We start from the raw sequence: 15,976 nt of genomic DNA, 5'->3' as shown, positions 1-15,976 counted from the left end.
TGGGCCAGCGATGTGTAGCGGCCATCGTTGTGGCGATTGGTTTGCTGGTGTGCCTCCCACTCGCTCGGCGCTTGCCGCTTAGACTGCATCCGTTTTCGGATCAACGCCGATTTGGTTTCTTCGCCGCATTCGCTGCCTATTTGATCAACGGGTTGAGCAGAGCGCAACGACGCGCGTTCATTCGCGCCGCGCGTACCTGCGAGTTTTCGGCCGGTCGCCCGGACGCCCATGCGGACGTCATCGTCATTCAGAGCGAGTCGTATTTCGACGCGCGCAGGCTGGGCGAATGCGTGTCTGGTGCGCCCTATGCGCATTTCGATCGCGCGAAATGCGAGTCGTTCGAACAAGGCGAATTGACGGTCCCGGCCTGGGGTGCAAATACGATGCGCAGTGAATTTGCAATGCTCACGGGCTTGACGTCCCCCGAGCTAGGCTACGCGCGCTTTTATCCGTATATGTTCGTGCGCCGGGAGTGTGCGTCACTGGCGGGGTATTTCAGCCGCGGTGGGTATCGCACAGTGGCCGTGCATCCCTACTATGCTAATTTTTTTGGCCGTCGCCGGGCATTTGCGCATATGCACTTCGACAGCTTTCTGGACATCGAGTATTTCAAAAGCGCGTCTCGCGTGGGGCCGTATGTCGGGGATCTTGCAGTGGCGGAGAAGATCATCTCCCTCCTTCAGGCCTGTGACGACAAACCAGTGTTTGCGTTTGCAATCACGATGGAAAATCACGGCCCTTTGCATCTGGAGACGGTTTCTCCTGGCGAATCCACATCGCGGCACACGCTGGGAGACGACGCGCGCTGGCGCGATCTGACTGCGTACCTGCGGCATGTGGAAAACGCGGACGCGATGATTGGCAGGTTGACCCGTTATCTGCGCGAGCGCAATCGGCCGGCAGTCCTGTGTTTTTATGGAGATCACGTTCCTGCTTTGTCTTCCGTATTCGATGCGCTCGGAACGGAACCGACTCGCAGTGGTTACTTTATTTGGCGCAATTTCGGGAGCGACATGGGTACGCGCCGAGACGTTGGCGTCGAGACCCTCGGCTCCACGATACAACGCGCGATGGTGCATGCCGATTGCGTCGTCACGAAGTCGCGCCGAGATTGAGGGGATGGTGTGGAGAAACGGGCTCACATCTCGACTGGACACTGCTTCAAAGCCCTCCGCGCCTCCCGAAACTCCGGAAAAATCGATTCCACGGTGTGCCAGAACCGCGGACTATGGTTCATCTCGCGCAAATGCGCGAGCTCATGCGCAACAACGTAGTCCACAACGGAGAGCGGAAAATGAATCAACCGCCAGTTCAACCGAATCCTTCCTTCGCTTGAACAACTTCCCCAGCGCGTAGCGGCAGAGGAGAGCGCGTAAGACCGAAACGCAACCCCAAGCTTCTCCGCATAAACCGCGAGCCGCTCCCCAAAAACCCGCGTCGCTTCACCCTGAAGCCAACCCGTCACCCGATCCTTGATCTGCTGCGAATCTGCGTGCGGCGGTAGCGGCAACGCAAGCACGCGCATCTCCTCATCAAACGCAAGCACAGAAGCCCCAAGCTTCACTGTGATCGGCTTGCCGAGAAAAGGCAGCTCCGCACCATCACCCCAATCCACGCGAGGCAACGCGCGCTGCTCCACGCGCGTTTGCCACTCCGCGAGCTTCGCAAAAATCCACCGCTGTTTCTCGGCGATGGCGGTTTCGATATCCGCTATCGTGACCCATCGCGGTGCCGTGATGGTGAGCCCCGAGCCGTCGATCGCAAACCCGATCGATTTGCGCGACGAGCGCTTGAGCCGGTAAGGCAGCGTACGCACCCCCAGCGCGATGGTACGAAGCCGTGTGCCGTCCGGCGCAAGCGGTGCCTTCCCGCGCGAACCGGGCGCAGGCGTAGGTGTGGGGGAAGGGGCGGGTGATGTCGAAGCAGGCGCCACGCCGGGCGCCGGTTCTGCGAAAAGCGGCAGGTCGAGTTGCCGGTTGTCGAGTGCCGCGGTCGGGCGCGGCGTGGGGGACTTCTGCATCGTCAGGCCTGGTGCGGGTGTGCGTGTGCGGCGTGGGCGTTTGCCTTTACTCGCAGTTCGTTCGCGCGATTCGTCTGGCGGTGTGGTTCGTGACGCGCCACGTAGCGCAACAAGCCGCGCCAAACCAGCAAATATCGCAGCAAACAGCGCACGCAAGCGCGCGGCGATCATCCGCGCGATGCGAGCCAGCAACCCCCGCGCGTCAGATCCGCGCCGCTTTTGCCGAGGCGCCATCCGTTTCGCGATACGCGTCGGGATCGATGCGCCGCATTTCCGCTTCGATCCACTTTTCCACGCGTGTGTTCACTTCGTCGGGCGTGAGTCCGGTCGTCTCGATCGGCTTGCCGATCGACACCGTGACTATACCAGGATATTTGGTGAACGAGTTTCGGGGCCAGACGTGGCCCGCATTGTGCGCGATCGGCACCACGGGCGCGCCGGTTTCGATGGCAAAGCGTGGTCCCCCGGTCTTGTACTTGCCTTGCTTGCCCACGGGTATGCGCGTGCCTTCGGGGAACATGATCACCCATGCGCCTTCGGCCATGCGCAGCTTGCCCTGGCGAATGACCGAGGTGAACGCGTTCTTCCCTTCCTTGCGGTTGATGTGAACCATCTTCAGCATGCCGAGCGCCCAGCCGAAGAACGGAACGAACAGCAGTTCGCGCTTGAACACGTAGCACAGCGGCCGCGGCATGAGCGCGGGAAACGCCAGCGTCTCCCAGGCGGACTGGTGCTTCGAGAGCAGCACGGCCGGTCCGTTCGGCAGGTTCTCCATGCCCTCTATGCGGTAGCGGATGCCGTTGAGGTGGCGCACGACGAAGAGCGTCGAGCGGCACCAGCCCACGGCCATCCAGTAGCGCCGCGTCGCATTCATGAACGGGAAAGCGATGAAGCAGGCCGTCGCGTACGGCATCGTGTAGACAATGAAGTAAATGAACAGCAGCAGGGAGCGAATAAAGCGCATCGGTCGAGCCGGTCGAAGGCGTGCGCGGCGGGGCCGGTTTTCGTCCGGCCTGGCGCCGTGTCGCCGGGTTAGCGTCGTCGTCGGCCCGTGGCCGGCGACGGGGTGACCAGGTTCGCGTGAATGGCGTGTGCGTTCACGCGGATTCGCTGGCAAGAAAGTCGAGTACGAACGCGCGCAGGTCGTCGTGGACCTGCGTGCCTTCGGGCAAGCCGCCCGCCGCGAGCGTCTTCTCGCCCTTGCCCGAGCGCACGAGGTGCGTGGGAAAGCCGAGCGCCGCGCCCGCTTGCAGGTCGCGCAGCGAGTCGCCGACCACAGGCGTGTCGGCCGGCTCGATCTCGAAGCGTTCCGCAATCATCTTGAGCATGCCGGGCAACGGCTTGCGGCATTCGCAGTGGTCCTGCGCCGTGTGCGGGCAGAAGAACACGGCGTCGATGCGCCCGCCCACGGCGGCGGCCTGCCGGTGCATCTTCGCGTGCATGGCGTTGAGTGCGGCCATGTCGAACAGCCCGCGCCCGATTCCCGACTGGTTCGACGCCACCGCGACGCGATAGCCCGCCTGGTTCAGGCGCGCGATCGCTTCGAGGCTGCCGGGAATGGCGACCCATTCGTCCGGCGACTTGATGAACGCGTCGGAGTCGACGTTGATCACGCCGTCCCGGTCGAGGATGACGAGTTTTCTGACGTTGCTGGTCGGCATGGCGTAGCGCTCAGTGCGTCATGCGGCGAGCCGCGAGATATCCGCGACGCTATTCATCTGGCGATGCAGCGCCTTCAGCAGCGCGAGGCGGTTTGCACGCAGGGCCGGGTCTTCCGCATTGACCATGACGTCGTTGAAGAAGGTGTCCACGGTTTCGCGCAGCGCCGCGAGCGCGGTGAGCGCACCCGTGTATTCGCGCGCGGCGAGCTGCGTTTCCACGCGCGGCGCGACCTGTTCGAGCTGTGCGTAGAGCGCCTTCTCCGCGGCTTCGACGAAGAGCGCGATCTGCACGCCGGCGTCTTGCGCACCCTCGGACTTCTTGAGGATGTTCGAGATGCGCTTGTTCGCCGCCGCAAGCGAGGCCGCTTCGGCGAGCGCCGCGAATTCGCGCACGGCGTCGAGGCGCGCGATGACGTCGTCGAAGCGCGTGGGGTTCAGCGCGAGCACGGCGTCGATTTCGGTGGCCGCGTAGCCGCGTTCGCGCAGCAGGCCGCGCAGGCGGTCCATGCAGAACTCGTGGATGGCCTCGGTCGATTCCGTCACCGCGTCGTTGCCGTTGAATTGCGCGTGAGCGGCGCGCAGCAGTTCGACGAGGTCGAGCGGCAGTTGCTTCTCGACGAGAATGCGCAGCACGCCCAGCGCATGGCGGCGCAGCGCGAACGGATCCTTTTCGCCGGTGGGCGCGAGACCGATGCCCCAGATGCCGACGAGCGTCTCGAGCTTGTCCGCGAGCGCGACGATCGTGCCCGTGGCCGTGGCGGGCAGAGCATCGCCCGAGAAGCGCGGCTGATAGTGCTCGGAGCACGCAATCGCCACGTCTTCGGGCTCGCCGTCGTGGCGCGCGTAGTACGTGCCCATCGTGCCTTGCAGTTCGGGGAATTCGCCCACCATGTCGGTCAGCAGGTCGGCCTTCGCGAGGCGCGCGCCGCGTTTGGCGAGCGCGACGTCGGCGCCGCTCAGTTCAGCAATCCGGCCGGCGAGCGCTTCGAGGCGCTCCACGCGCTGCAACTGCGAGCCGAGCTTGTTGTGATAGACCACGTTTGCGAGCAGCGGCACGCGCGCGGCGAGCGGCTTCTTCTTGTCCTGCTCGAAGAAGAACTTGGCGTCGGCCAGACGCGGGCGCACCACACGTTCGTTGCCCTCGACGATTTCTTCGGGCGTGTCCGTCGCGATGTTCGAGACGATCAGAAAGCGCGAGCGAAGGCGGCCTTGCTCGTCGGTGAGCGCGAAGTACTTCTGGTTCGTCTGCATCGTGAGGATCAGGCACTCCTGGGGCACCTGCAGGAACTCGTCCTCGAACTTGCATGCGTACACCACGGGCCATTCGACGAGCGAGTTCACTTCGTCGAGCAGCGCCTCGGGCATCACGACCTTGTCGCCGCCCGCCTGCTCGATGAGCTGCGCGCGGATGGACTCGCGGCGCTCGGCGTAGCTCGCGATCACGAAGCCCTTGTGCTGCAGCGTGTGTGCGTAGTCGTCGGCGTGCGTGATGGCGATCAGGCCTTCGGAGAGGAAGCGGTGGCCGCGCGTGGTGTCGCCGGCGTCCACGCCGAATGCCGTCACCGGCACGATCTCGCTGCCGTGCAGCGAGATCAGGCGATGCACGGGGCGCACGAACTGCACGTTGCTGCCGTCCGGGCGCTGGTAGGTCATGACCTTCGGGATCGGCAGCTTGCCGAGCGCTTCGTCGAGCACGGCCTGCAGGCCGTCGGCGAGCGTCGCGCCCGGCGCGGAGTAGCGCAGGAAGAACGCTTCGTTCTTGCCGTCGCTCGCGCGCTCAAGGTCGCTCACCGGGAAATCGGGGAAGCCGAGCGCGGCGAGTTTCTTCGCGAGCGGCGCGGTGGGCTGGCCGTTGGCGTCGAGCGCAACCGAAACGGGCAGCACTTTTTCGCGCACCTGCTTTTCGGGCGCGACGCTGCGCACATTCTTGATCGTCACGGCGAGACGGCGCGGCGTGGCGAAACGCTCGAACGACAGATCGCCTTCGATCAGGTCGCGCGCCGCGAGGCGTTGCGCGATGCCTTCGGCGAATGCGTCGCCGAGGCGCGCGAGGGCCTTCGGCGGCAGTTCCTCGGTCAGCAGTTCGACGAGGAGAGTGGCGTGATGGGCTTGGGTCATTGTTCTGGAGATCCGGTCATTCCTCGTCGAACGTGCGTTCGACCTTCAGCGGCGGCGCCCAGGCGGGCATCGCGGCGTCCTGTTCGTCGGTAGTCAGGCCCGGCACGCCATGCACCGGGTTGCCGAGCATCGGGAAGCCGAGCTTCTCGCGCGACTCGTAGTACGACTGCGCCACGCTGCGCGAGAGCGCGCGGATGCGGCCGATGTACGCCGCCCGCTCGGTGACGGAAATCGCGCCGCGCGCGTCGAGCAGGTTGAAGGTGTGAGCGGCCTTGAGCACGAGCTCGTAGGCGGGCAGTGCGAGCTGCAGTTCCATCATGCGCTTCGCTTCGCCCTCGTACGCATTGAAGAACGTGAACAGCAGGTCGACGTTCGCGTGTTCGAAGTTGTACGTGGATTGCTCGACTTCGTTCTGGTGGTAGACGTCGCCGTAGGTCAGGCGGCGTAGCTCGGGGCCGTTCGGGCCTTGTTCTTCCCATTCGGTCCAGACGAGGTCGTAGACGTTCTCGACCTTCTGCAGATACATCGCGAGACGCTCGAGGCCATAGGTGATTTCGCCGAGCACGGGCTTGCAGTCGAGCCCGCCCACTTGCTGGAAGTAGGTGAACTGCGTCACTTCCATGCCGTTGAGCCACACTTCCCAGCCGAGGCCCCAGGCGCCGAGCGTGGGGTTCTCCCAGTCGTCTTCGACGAAGCGCACGTCGTTCTGCTTCAGGTCGAAGCCGAGTGCCTCCAGCGAGCCGAGGTACAGGTCGAGGATGTTTTCCGGCGCGGGCTTGAGCACGACCTGGTACTGGTAGTAGTGCTGCAGGCGGTTCGGGTTCTCGCCATAGCGGCCGTCTTTCGGGCGGCGCGAGGGCTGCACGTAGGCCGCGCGCCACGGCTCGGGGCCGATCGCGCGCAGGAAGGTGTGAACGTGCGAGGTGCCGGCGCCGACTTCCATGTCGATCGGCTGGAGCAGCGCGCAGCCCTGCTTGTCCCAGTAAGACTGGAGCGTCAGGATGATTTGCTGAAACGTGAGCATGTTTGCCTGCTGTGTCTTTCGGGGCTTTCGGGGGCGGAGTGCGGCGGCCCCGCCAGGCTCGCTGGGCGGGGCGGCGTTCTGCGCTATGCCCGTTTCCCTTGCGTGGCCCGGGCCGGGAGGCGGCCAGGTGCTAAAACCTCGAATTTTACCGGATTGACGCGGCGTTGAGACCTGGGCGCGGTTCGGGCGCCCGTGAGGGGCGCCCTCAGGTGCATGGGCGGGTCGTTGCGCGCCCCCGCCGACGGGCGGCGAGCTTACTGTGCGCGCTTCTTCGTGCGGCCCTTGAAGGCCGGTCCGAACGCAAAGCCGAGCGCCAGCAGCAGTAGCGAAACCGCGATCACGGTGTTGTTGCCGCTCGTCACGTAGGGCGTGAAGCCGGTCGTGCTTTCCACGCGCACGTCGAGCGAGCCCGCGGTATAGGTGGGCAGGCGCGCGATCACGCGGCCTCTCGCGTCGATGGCGGCCGTCGCGCCCGTGTTGGTGGCGCGCAGCATCGGCCGGCCGGTTTCGAGCGAGCGCATGCGCGCGATCTGCAGATGCTGGTCGAGCGCGATGGTGTCGCCGAACCACGCGAGGTTCGTCGAGTTGATGAGGATGCCAGGCGAAGTCGGGCTCTCGCGCACGGTGCGCGCGAGTTCCTCGCCGAAGATGTCCTCGTAGCAGATGTCCACGGCCACGGGCTGACCGCGCACGAGGAAGGGCGGCTGCACGGGCGCGCCGCGCGCGAAGTCCCCGAGCGGGATGTTCATGAGATTCACGAACCAGTGGAAGCCCCAGGGCACGAATTCGCCGAAGGGTACGAGGTGGTGCTTGTCGTAGCGGTACAGGCCCGGCTGCCCGGGCGTAATGCCGAACAGGCTGTTGGTGTAGTCGACGACGCGACCATCGGGCGTGATCGTGCCGCCCACGGCGCCGAACAGGATGGCGGTGCCGGTGCCGTCGGCGAACGCGCGGATATCGCGGCCGAACTTTTCCGGCACTTCCTGCACGAGCACGGGAACCGCGGTTTCGGGCGTGACGACGAGATCGGCGGGCTTTTCGGTGATGAGCTTCTGGAATTCGTTGAGCGCGTCGATCATGCCGGACTCGGAGAACTTCATCTCCTGCTTGACGTTGCCTTGCAGCAGACGCACGTTGAGCGGTGCGCCGGAAGGCTGCGTCCACGGCACGAGCGAGAGCAGCAGCCCGGCCGCGATCACGGCGGCGGCAGCGAGCGCCGGTGTTGCGACAGCGCCAGCGCCAGTGGCACGCGGCGCGCCTGGCGCTTTGTCCGCAGCCGGCCGCTTGAGATCCCACGCGCGCAGTATCGCCTGCGCGATGAACGCCGCGACGAGCGCGAGCACCCAGCCCACGCCGTAGACGCCCACGATCGGCGCGAAGCCGGCGAGCGGCCCGTCCACCTGCGCGTAGCCGCTCGAGAGCCAGGGAAAGCCGGTGAAGACGTAGCCGCGCGCCCATTCGCCGAGCGCCCAGGCGCTCGCGAACGCGAACGCGCCGTGCCACGTGGGCGAGTACGGCAACTCGCCGCTGCGTCCGTTGCGGGCATGCCCCGCGCAGAACGACCAGATGAGCGCGGCGAGCGCGGGATACACGCCGAGATAGAGCGAGAACAGCACGAGCGCCGCGCCCGCGAGCACCGCAGGCATGCCGCCGTAGAAGTGCATGCTCACGTAGAGCCACCACACCCCGCTCACGAAATTGCCGAAGCCGAACGCCCAGCCCGTGAAGAGCGCGCTCTTCCAGCCGGTCGTGCGTGTGAGCCAGAAGTAGAAGCCCGCGAAGATCGCGAGGGCGAGCCAGCCGCCGTGCGGTGTGGGCGCGAATGAAAGCGTATTGAGCGCGCCCAGCGCGGTCGCGGCGAGATAGTGCCAGATCGTGGGCGCACTTCGCGCCGCGCCGTTCGAGGCGCTTGCGGCGCTCGATGCCGCGGTATCGGTGGTTTCGGGCGCACGCGTCTTGTTGCGCGTGCGGGTATCGATCGGTTCGGCCATACAGTGCAGTGAAAAGCGGCAGTGAACTGCGCGGCGCTCAATGCGAGCGCGCGAGAGCGCGACGCTGGCGCGTGGGCGCGGATTGCGGGACGAGCGCAACGATAGCACTTTCGTGCGTCGCTACCGGGTAGCGTCTGCCGCTATTTTGGGGGGCGGATCTCGATGCCACGCCTGCAAAGCAAAAACGCCAGCCCGAAGGCTGGCGTTCCGCGCGGTGGCGGGTGCGCCGGATCAGGTGCCCGGCGGCTGCAGTGCGGCTTCGCGCTGGCCGGCCATCGGGTCGCGGCGCACCAGCAGCATGTGGACCTGACGGGCGTCGGTGCGCAGCACCTCGAAGGTCAGGTCGTCGATGCGCACCTTCTCCCCGCGATGCGGCACGTGGCCGAAGTGGTGCGTGACGAAGCCGCCGATCGTGTCGACTTCCTCGTCGGAATAATGGGTGCCGAACGTCTCGTTGAACTGCTCGATCTCGGTGAGCGCGCGCACGCGGTAGCGCCCGTCGGGCGAGGCGATGATGTTGCCGCTTTCTTCGTCGAAGTCGTATTCATCCTCGATGTCGCCGACGATCTGCTCGAGCACGTCTTCGATCGTGATGAGGCCCGCCACGCCGCCGTATTCGTCCACGACGATGGCGATGTGATTGCGGTTCTGGCGAAAGTCGCGCAGCAGCACGTTCAGGCGCTTGGACTCGGGTATGAACACGGCCGGGCGCAGCATGCCGCGCACGTCGAATTCCTCTTCGGCGTAGTAGCGCAGCAGGTCCTTCGCGAGCAGCACGCCGATCACGTTGTCGCGGTTGCCTTCGTACACGGGGTAGCGCGAGTGCGCCTTCTCCAGCACGAACGGGATGAATTCGTCGGGATCTTCGGCGATGTTGATCGCGTCCATCTGCGCGCGCGGAATCATGATGTCGCGTGCGCAGAGCTCGGACACCTGGAACACGCCTTCGATCATCGAAAGCGAATCGGCGTCGATCAGATTGCGCGCGTGCGCGTCCTGGAGGATTTCGAGAAGCTCGCCGCGCGAGTCTGGCTCGGGCGAGATGAAGTCGGTCAGCCGCTCGAGCAGCGAGCGCTTTTCCTGCGGTTTGTCGGTTTGGCGTCGACTGGGATAAGAGTCGTTCATGGTGGTGCGCCCTTTGCCGCTTTGGGGCAGGGCGCGCTGTTGCGGAGCGTTAAGGATACAACATGCTTGTGGCGCGACCGTGTAAGGATCGCTGACAGATCAATCCTAGCGCAGATGCGGGGTGACCGCGCTGTCGACGAAAAAGCCGTCGCAACTTGATGCGTGTCATGAATGCCTCTTTTTTAACATTTGCCTTTCCGCGATTCGGATTTAATCGCGCCGTTTGCGCCGCCGGAGCTTTCCGGCAGCGCATGTCGGCCGGATCACACTCCGGCATCTAGTCGGGGAGATCACTCTTGTTGCATTCATCGAAGAAACGCGCGGCCTGGCTCGTGCTGGTGCTGCTCGTGCTGCTAGGCGGGTGCGCGACGGAAGCATCGCGCACGCTGGCGGTGCCCGAGGTTGCCGTCGCGCGTACGCCATACGCGGGCAAGCCCGTCGCGATTGCCGTGGGCAAGTTCGACAACCGTTCGAGTTACATGCGCGGGATTTTCACGGACGGCAACGACCGTCTGGGCAGTCAGGCCAAGACCATTCTGATCACGGCGCTTCAGCAGAGCGGGCGCTTCAACGTGCTCGATCGCGACAATCTCGACGAGATCCGTCAGGAGGCGGGATTCGCGAAGCAGGCGCAGGCCGTGAAGGGCGCGCGCTACGTCATCACCGGCGACGTCACCGAATTCGGCCGCAAGGACGTTGGCGACCAGCAACTCTTCGGCATTCTCGGCCGCGGCAAGAGCCAGGTCGCCTACGCGAAAGTGAGCCTCAACGTCGTGGATACGGTCACCTCCGAAGTCGTGGCCTCGGCGCAGGGCGCGGGCGAATTCAGCCTGTCGAGCCGTGAGGTGATCGGCTTTGGCGGGACGTCGGGCTACGACTCGACGCTCAACGGCAAGGTGCTCGATCTGGCGATCGGGGAGGCCGTCAACCACCTGGCCGAACGTGTCGAGGCCGGCGCGCTCGGCGCGGCTCGCTGAGCAGTCGGGCGCCGGGTTCGTCGCAACACGTTCACAGGAAAGTAGAGACCGCACGATGAAACACATTCATTTCGGCGCGCACGGCAGCCTGTGCCGGCGCGCGGCGGCGTTCGCCGTCGCGTTCGCAACCGCGTCGTTGCTGGGCGGCTGCGCCACGCAACAGACCACCAAGCCGCTTTACGGCTGGAACGCATACCAGGCGCAGGTGTACGAGCAGCTCAATGGCAAGTCGAGCCCCGAAACCCAGATCGGCGCACTCGAGCAGAGCCTCCAGCAGATGCACGGCAAGGGCGAACTCCCGCCGCCCGGCTTTCACGCGCACCTCGGCGCGCTCTACGCGAGCGTCGGCAAGAGCCGGCAAGCGAGCCAGGAACTCCTGGCGGAGAAGGAGGCGTTTCCCGAATCGTCTGCGTACATGGACTTTCTGCTGAAGAACCTGAACAAGTAGGAGCACGCGCATGATCTTCTTTTCACGCTTCAAATGGCTGCCCGCGGTGGCGGTCGGTGCGCTGCTCGCGGCCTGCGCCCAACAGCCGGCGAAGCAGGTCGACTACACGTCGTTTCGTGCCGCGAAACCGCGCACGATCATCGTCCTGCCACCGCTGAACGAAACCGCCGATGTGAACGCCACGAACGGCATGCTCTCGCAGATGACGATGCCGCTCGCCGAGTCGGGTTACTACGTTCTGCCGGTAGCGGAAGTCGCGGAAACCTTCCGCCAGAACGGCCTGACGACGCCGGCCGAGATCCAGGACGTGCCGGCGGCAAAGCTGCGAACGATTTTCGGCGCGGATGCTGCGCTCTACACGAAAGTCTCGCAGTACGGCTCCGTGTATCAGGTTGTCGACAGCAACACGGTCGTGGCGGCATCGGCGAAGCTAGTGAGTCTCGACAACGGCGACGTGCTCTGGGAAGGCCGTGCGAGTGCGAGCGGCAAGGAGCTTGGAGATTTCAGCGTAGGTGGCGGCTTGCTCGTCACCCTCGTGCAGGCGGCCGTGAAGCAGGTCGCGCATTCGCTCAGCGACGAGAGCCAGAAGGTCGCTGGCCTCACGAGCCGCAAGTTGCTCTCGGCGGGACCGCCCAACGGGCTGCTGTACGGGCCGCGTTCGCCGAAGTACGGGACTGACTGATTACGTCCAGCGATAGTAGAAAGCGGGTTGTCGCGACTCGCACGCGAGGCGGTATTGATCGCCGCTTTCGCAATCGCATGCATTTGCCGCGATGTTAGCGCGGCTGCGCGGCGCCTTCAGGTGCAGCGCGCGAGCAGCCGTTCCAGCGCGCGGTCGCGCATGCCGCTCTCACGCAGTGCATCGACGGTCCGGCGCACGTAGTCGAGCGTCGAGCCATAACGGCCGGAAGCGCAGCCGAACACGGTGCGCACGGTCGCTTCGGAAAGCTTGCCGGTGTATGACGCTACGTCGCGTCGCATGACGAACGCGAGCGCGGCGACGCGGCGGCCGTCTTCGAGCACGCAGGGCAGCCAGGCGGGGCGGTACGAGCCCATCGGCATTTCGCGGCGCCAGAGCGCTTCCAGGTGTGGCGTCACGCCTTCGGCGGCGAGGCGGAACGCGACTCCCGCACACGAGCCGCCGCGGTCGAGCGCGAGCACGAGGCCCGGTTGCTCGGGTGTGCCTCGGTTCACGCGCGACCACAGATAAAGCCCGCGATGGTAGCCGTGCACGCGCGAGCGCACGTTCTCGACGCTCGGCAGGCCAGGGTTCCAGATCAGCGAGCCATAGCCGAAGAGCCAGAGGTCGCTCGCGCCATCCCAGTCCTTCAGCGTGCAGGCGAGCGAGGCGCGCAGCTCGTCTTCGTTCAGGAGGCGCGACTCGCCGAGCGCAGGCGGGTAGCCGGGGCAGGGCGCGCTCGCACCGCCCGCCTCGGGCGATGCGGAGGGTTCGGCGAAGTCGGGCGTGCGCTTGTCGTTCATGGCGGGTCTATCGGCGTCCGGGCGGGCCTTATTTGTACGGATCAGGGAAGCCAAGCGAGTTGAGCACCTCGGTTTCGATGCCCTCCATCTCATCGGCTTCGGCCTCGTCCTCGTGATCGTAACCCTGTGCGTGCAGCGCGCCGTGCACGAGCAGGTGCGCGTAGTGCGCGGCGAGCGGCTTGCCCTGCTCGGCGGCTTCCTTTTCCACCACCGGGCAGCACAGGATCAGGTCGCCCGTGACCGGATCGTCTTCGCTTTCCGCGTAGGCGAAGGTGAGCACGTTGGTCGCGTAGTCCTTGCCGCGATAAGTGCGGTTGAGCGTGCGGCCTTCTTCGGCGTCGACGAAGCGCACGGCCAGCTCCGCGTCGGCGAAGAGCGCGGCCTTGAGCCACGCCGTCACGGTTGCGCGCGGCAGCGCGGCCTTGTGCTCGGGAAACGCCTTCGCAGCAGGGAACTGGACGGTCAGTTTGAGTTTCGGTACGCGGGGCATGGGACTCATTCAGGCGGTCCAGGCGAACGGCAACCTAACGAGCGCGGTGTCAGCGCGCGTCGCCATTGCCTTCGTCCTTTTTCGAGTGCGCGTCATAAGCCTCGACGATACGCGCGACGAGCGGATGGCGCACGACGTCCGCGCTCGTGAAGCGCGTGAGCGCGATGCCGCGCACGTTCGCGAGCACCTGCTGCGCCTCGATCAGGCCGCTCTTGTGGCCGCGCGGCAGGTCCACCTGGGTGGTGTCGCCGGTCACGACGGCCTTCGAGCCGAAGCCGATACGCGTCAAGAACATCTTCATCTGCTCGGGCGTGGTGTTCTGCGCCTCGTCGAGGATGATGAACGCGTGATTGAGCGTGCGGCCGCGCATGTACGCGAGCGGTGCGATCTCGATCATCTGGCGCTCGAACATCTTCGCGGTCTTGTCGAAGCCGAGCAGGTCGTAGAGCGCGTCATACAAGGGGCGCAGATACGGGTCGACCTTCTGAGCGAGATCGCCCGGCAAGAAGCCGAGCCGCTCGCCCGCTTCCACGGCCGGGCGCGTGAGCACGATGCGCTTGACCTGATCGCGTTCGAGCGCGTCCACGGCGCAGGCTACCGCGAGATAGGTCTTGCCGGTGCCCGCGGGCCCGACGCCGAACGTCACGTCGTGCGAGATGATCTGCTTGAGGTACTCGCGCTGCGCGGGCGTGCGGCCACGCAGGTCGGCGCGGCGCGTGTAGAGCTTCGGGCCCAGTTCTTCGGTGTCGATGCCTTCGAGCGCGGGCTCGTCGAACGGATGGTCCGGGTCGCCCCGGAATCGCGGATCGATTTCCGTGGCTTGCTCGCCGACATTGCCAACACTGCCGTTGGCGTTGGCGCGCACGCCGCCGTTGCCATTGCCGCGCGGATCGTTCGCCGGATGGCGCGCTTCGACGAGCGCGAGCTGGATATCGTCGACGGAGAGCGGATCGCGCGCCTGGTTGTAGAAGTTCTCGAGCGCCGCGAGTGCGAGCTTCGCGCCACGCCCGCGAATGCTGATTCGATGGCCGCGCCGCGCGAGCGTCACGTCGAGCGCCTGTTCGATCTGCCGCAGGTTCTCGTCGAGCGGGCCGCAGAGGTTGGCGAGCCGCGCGTTGTCGTCGCGCGGCGCGGTGAATTCCAGATGCTGCTGATTGGGCTTCAAGGTGTCTCTGAACTCCTGAATTCCGATGTTGCGTGATGGGCGCGCGCTCAGTGCGCGAGCGCCGAGGTGCCCTCGTGCGCCAGCACGAGTTCGCCGCGCAGCGAGTGCGGATACGCGTGATTGATCTTCACGTCGATCATCTGGCCGATCAGGCGCGCGTGCGAGGCGAGCGGTGCCGGGAAGTTCACGACGCGGTTGTTCTCGGTGCGGCCCGACAGTTCGCTCGGGTCCTTGCGCGAGGGGCCTTCCACGAGAATGCGCTCGACTCGGCCGACCATCGACTGGCTGATGCGCTGCACGTTCTCTTCGATCGTGGCCTGCAGGTGTTGCAGGCGCTTTAGCTTCACCTCGCGCGGCGTGTCGTCGGAGAGGTTGGCTGCGGGCGTGCCAGGACGCGGGCTGTAGATGAACGAGAAGCTCGTGTCGTAGCTCATCTCTTCGACGAGCGCCATCATCTTCTGGAAGTCCTCTTCGGTCTCGCCGGGGAAGCCCACGATGAAGTCCGTGGAGAGCGACAGGTCCGGGCGGATCGCGCGCAGCTTGCGGATGATCGACTTGTATTCGAGCACGGTGTAGCCGCGCTTCATCGCCATGAGCACGCGGTCCGAGCCGTGCTGCACCGGCAGATGCAGATGGCTCACGAGCTTGGGCACTTTCGCGTAGGTGTCGATGAGGCGCTGCGTAAATTCCTTCGGATGCGAAGTCGTGTAGCGGATGCGCTCGATGCCGGGGATTTCGGCAACGTACTCGATGAGCGTCGCGAAGTCGGCGACGTCGTGCGCGCCGGCCGTCAACGCGCCGCGGTAGGCGTTCACGTTCTGGCCGAGCAGCGTGACTTCGCGCACGCCCTGGTCGGCGAGGCCGGCGATTTCGGTGAGCACGTCGTCGAGCGGGCGCGAGACTTCCTCGCCGCGCGTATAGGGCACGACACAGTAGCTGCAGTACTTGCTGCAGCCTTCCATGATCGAGACGAACGCGCTCGGGCCTTCCACGCGCGCGGGCGGCAGGTGGTCGAACTTCTCGATTTCGGGGAACGTGATGTCCACCTGCGCACGGCCGGAGGCGCGCCGCGCGTCGATCATCTGCGGCAGGCGGTGCAGCGTCTGCGGGCCGAACACGAGGTCGACGTAGGGCGCGCGCGCCACGATCGCCGCGCCTTCCTGGCTCGCCACGCAGCCGCCCACGCCAATGATCAGGTTCGGGTTCGCTTCCTTCAACTCGCGCACGCGGCCGAGGTCGGAAAAGACCTTCTCCTGCGCCTTTTCGCGCACCGAGCAGGTGTTGAACAGGATGACGTCCGCGTCTTCGGGGGTGTCGGTTTTCACGAGGCCTTCGGCGGCGCCGAGTACGTCGACCATCTTGTCGGAGTCGTACTCGTTCATCTGGCAGCCAAAGGTCTTTACATAAACTTTCTTGGTCATCGGGTTTCGCCGTTCGCAGTGGTTGACCTGGGGGCGTCGTCCGCTTGATGCACG

Annotated in this window: 15 protein-coding genes; 4 read left to right on the top strand and 11 right to left on the bottom strand. The window is 65.5% G+C overall.

Annotated features, from left to right (window positions below; translation table 11 throughout):
• Positions 1-1,115, top strand: a 1,115-nt coding sequence (locus VMJ11_RS24735) for an LTA synthase family protein (protein WP_325622700.1), incomplete at its 5' end; no start/stop codon positions are given.
• Between the two features lie 23 nt (positions 1,116-1,138).
• Here VMJ11_RS24735 and VMJ11_RS24730 read toward each other — a convergent pair.
• The 7 genes from VMJ11_RS24730 to VMJ11_RS24700 form a co-directional block, all read right to left on the bottom strand.
• Positions 1,139-2,020: a SprT family zinc-dependent metalloprotease gene (locus VMJ11_RS24730; protein WP_325622699.1), complete on the bottom strand. Its 882-nt coding sequence runs from the start codon at positions 2,018-2,020 to the stop codon at positions 1,139-1,141.
• A 202-nt stretch (positions 2,021-2,222) separates the two neighbouring features.
• On the bottom strand, positions 2,223-2,984 hold the full coding sequence (locus VMJ11_RS24725) for a lysophospholipid acyltransferase family protein (RefSeq protein ID WP_325622697.1): 762 nt from the start codon (positions 2,982-2,984) through the stop codon (positions 2,223-2,225).
• A 133-nt stretch (positions 2,985-3,117) separates the two neighbouring features.
• Positions 3,118-3,681, bottom strand: a complete 564-nt coding sequence (gene gmhB, locus VMJ11_RS24720; RefSeq protein WP_325622694.1) for a D-glycero-beta-D-manno-heptose 1,7-bisphosphate 7-phosphatase — start codon at positions 3,679-3,681, stop codon at positions 3,118-3,120.
• Between the two features lie 18 nt (positions 3,682-3,699).
• Complete coding sequence (glyS, locus tag VMJ11_RS24715; RefSeq protein ID WP_325622692.1) at positions 3,700-5,799, bottom strand: glycine--tRNA ligase subunit beta; 2,100 nt, start codon at positions 5,797-5,799, stop codon at positions 3,700-3,702.
• Between the two features lie 16 nt (positions 5,800-5,815).
• On the bottom strand, positions 5,816-6,823 hold the full coding sequence (gene glyQ, locus VMJ11_RS24710) for a glycine--tRNA ligase subunit alpha (RefSeq protein WP_325622690.1): 1,008 nt from the start codon (positions 6,821-6,823) through the stop codon (positions 5,816-5,818).
• Between the two features lie 254 nt (positions 6,824-7,077).
• The gene (lnt, locus tag VMJ11_RS24705; RefSeq protein ID WP_325622688.1) at positions 7,078-8,814 is read right to left on the bottom strand and encodes an apolipoprotein N-acyltransferase; all 1,737 of its coding nucleotides are present in this window, start codon (positions 8,812-8,814) and stop codon (positions 7,078-7,080) included.
• Between the two features lie 231 nt (positions 8,815-9,045).
• The gene (locus tag VMJ11_RS24700; RefSeq protein ID WP_325622686.1) at positions 9,046-9,939 is read right to left on the bottom strand and encodes an HlyC/CorC family transporter; all 894 of its coding nucleotides are present in this window, start codon (positions 9,937-9,939) and stop codon (positions 9,046-9,048) included.
• Positions 9,940-10,238: 299 nt separating this feature from the next.
• Here VMJ11_RS24700 and VMJ11_RS24695 point away from each other — a divergent pair, with 299 nt between their 5' ends.
• The 3 genes from VMJ11_RS24695 to VMJ11_RS24685 all read left to right on the top strand — a co-directional run bounded on the left by VMJ11_RS24695 (position 10,239) and on the right by VMJ11_RS24685 (position 12,046).
• On the top strand, positions 10,239-10,916 hold the full coding sequence (locus tag VMJ11_RS24695) for a CsgG/HfaB family protein (RefSeq protein WP_325622704.1): 678 nt from the start codon (positions 10,239-10,241) through the stop codon (positions 10,914-10,916).
• An 88-nt stretch (positions 10,917-11,004) separates the two neighbouring features.
• On the top strand, positions 11,005-11,364 hold the full coding sequence (locus VMJ11_RS24690; RefSeq protein WP_325622703.1) for a DUF4810 domain-containing protein: 360 nt from the start codon (positions 11,005-11,007) through the stop codon (positions 11,362-11,364).
• 10 nt (positions 11,365-11,374) lie between these two features.
• Positions 11,375-12,046 (top strand): DUF799 domain-containing protein, encoded by a 672-nt coding sequence (locus tag VMJ11_RS24685; protein ID WP_325622684.1) that lies wholly within the window; start codon positions 11,375-11,377, stop codon positions 12,044-12,046.
• A 116-nt stretch (positions 12,047-12,162) separates the two neighbouring features.
• Here the strand turns inward: VMJ11_RS24685 and VMJ11_RS24680 are convergent, their stop codons facing one another.
• Genes VMJ11_RS24680 through miaB form a run of 4 tightly spaced genes read right to left on the bottom strand, consistent with a single transcriptional unit; the run spans position 12,163 to position 15,922 of the window.
• The gene (locus VMJ11_RS24680) at positions 12,163-12,846 is read right to left on the bottom strand and encodes a gamma-glutamylcyclotransferase (protein WP_325622683.1); all 684 of its coding nucleotides are present in this window, start codon (positions 12,844-12,846) and stop codon (positions 12,163-12,165) included.
• A 28-nt stretch (positions 12,847-12,874) separates the two neighbouring features.
• Positions 12,875-13,336 (bottom strand): rRNA maturation RNase YbeY, encoded by a 462-nt coding sequence (gene ybeY / locus VMJ11_RS24675; protein WP_325622702.1) that lies wholly within the window; start codon positions 13,334-13,336, stop codon positions 12,875-12,877.
• A gap of 49 nt (positions 13,337-13,385) precedes the next feature.
• Complete coding sequence (locus VMJ11_RS24670; protein ID WP_325622681.1) at positions 13,386-14,501, bottom strand: PhoH family protein; 1,116 nt, start codon at positions 14,499-14,501, stop codon at positions 13,386-13,388.
• Positions 14,502-14,548: 47 nt separating this feature from the next.
• Complete coding sequence (miaB, locus tag VMJ11_RS24665) at positions 14,549-15,922, bottom strand: tRNA (N6-isopentenyl adenosine(37)-C2)-methylthiotransferase MiaB (RefSeq protein ID WP_325622680.1); 1,374 nt, start codon at positions 15,920-15,922, stop codon at positions 14,549-14,551.
• Positions 15,923-15,976 lie beyond the last annotated feature (54 nt).

This window comes from Paraburkholderia sp., assembly GCF_035501035.1.
Classification (GTDB): domain Bacteria; phylum Pseudomonadota; class Gammaproteobacteria; order Burkholderiales; family Burkholderiaceae; genus Paraburkholderia.
This window is presented reverse-complemented; position numbering and strand designations above follow the sequence as displayed.

What these genes read in the sequence shown, in the direction of transcription:
- VMJ11_RS24700 (WP_325622686.1), bottom strand. Translation starts at nt 9,939, where the DNA reads ATGAACGACTCTTATCCCAGTCGACGCCAAACCGACAAACCGCAGGAA.
- VMJ11_RS24685 (WP_325622684.1), top strand. Translation starts at nt 11,375, where the DNA reads ATGATCTTCTTTTCACGCTTCAAATGGCTGCCCGCGGTGGCGGTCGGT.
- ybeY (WP_325622702.1), bottom strand. Translation starts at nt 13,336, where the DNA reads ATGCCCCGCGTACCGAAACTCAAACTGACCGTCCAGTTCCCTGCTGCG.
- VMJ11_RS24680 (WP_325622683.1), bottom strand. Translation starts at nt 12,846, where the DNA reads ATGAACGACAAGCGCACGCCCGACTTCGCCGAACCCTCCGCATCGCCC.
- gmhB (WP_325622694.1), bottom strand. Translation starts at nt 3,681, where the DNA reads ATGCCGACCAGCAACGTCAGAAAACTCGTCATCCTCGACCGGGACGGC.
- glyQ (WP_325622690.1), bottom strand. Translation starts at nt 6,823, where the DNA reads ATGCTCACGTTTCAGCAAATCATCCTGACGCTCCAGTCTTACTGGGAC.
- lnt (WP_325622688.1), bottom strand. Translation starts at nt 8,814, where the DNA reads ATGGCCGAACCGATCGATACCCGCACGCGCAACAAGACGCGTGCGCCC.
- VMJ11_RS24730 (WP_325622699.1), bottom strand. Translation starts at nt 2,020, where the DNA reads ATGCAGAAGTCCCCCACGCCGCGCCCGACCGCGGCACTCGACAACCGG.
- VMJ11_RS24725 (WP_325622697.1), bottom strand. Translation starts at nt 2,984, where the DNA reads ATGCGCTTTATTCGCTCCCTGCTGCTGTTCATTTACTTCATTGTCTAC.
- glyS (WP_325622692.1), bottom strand. Translation starts at nt 5,799, where the DNA reads ATGACCCAAGCCCATCACGCCACTCTCCTCGTCGAACTGCTGACCGAG.
- miaB (WP_325622680.1), bottom strand. Translation starts at nt 15,922, where the DNA reads ATGACCAAGAAAGTTTATGTAAAGACCTTTGGCTGCCAGATGAACGAG.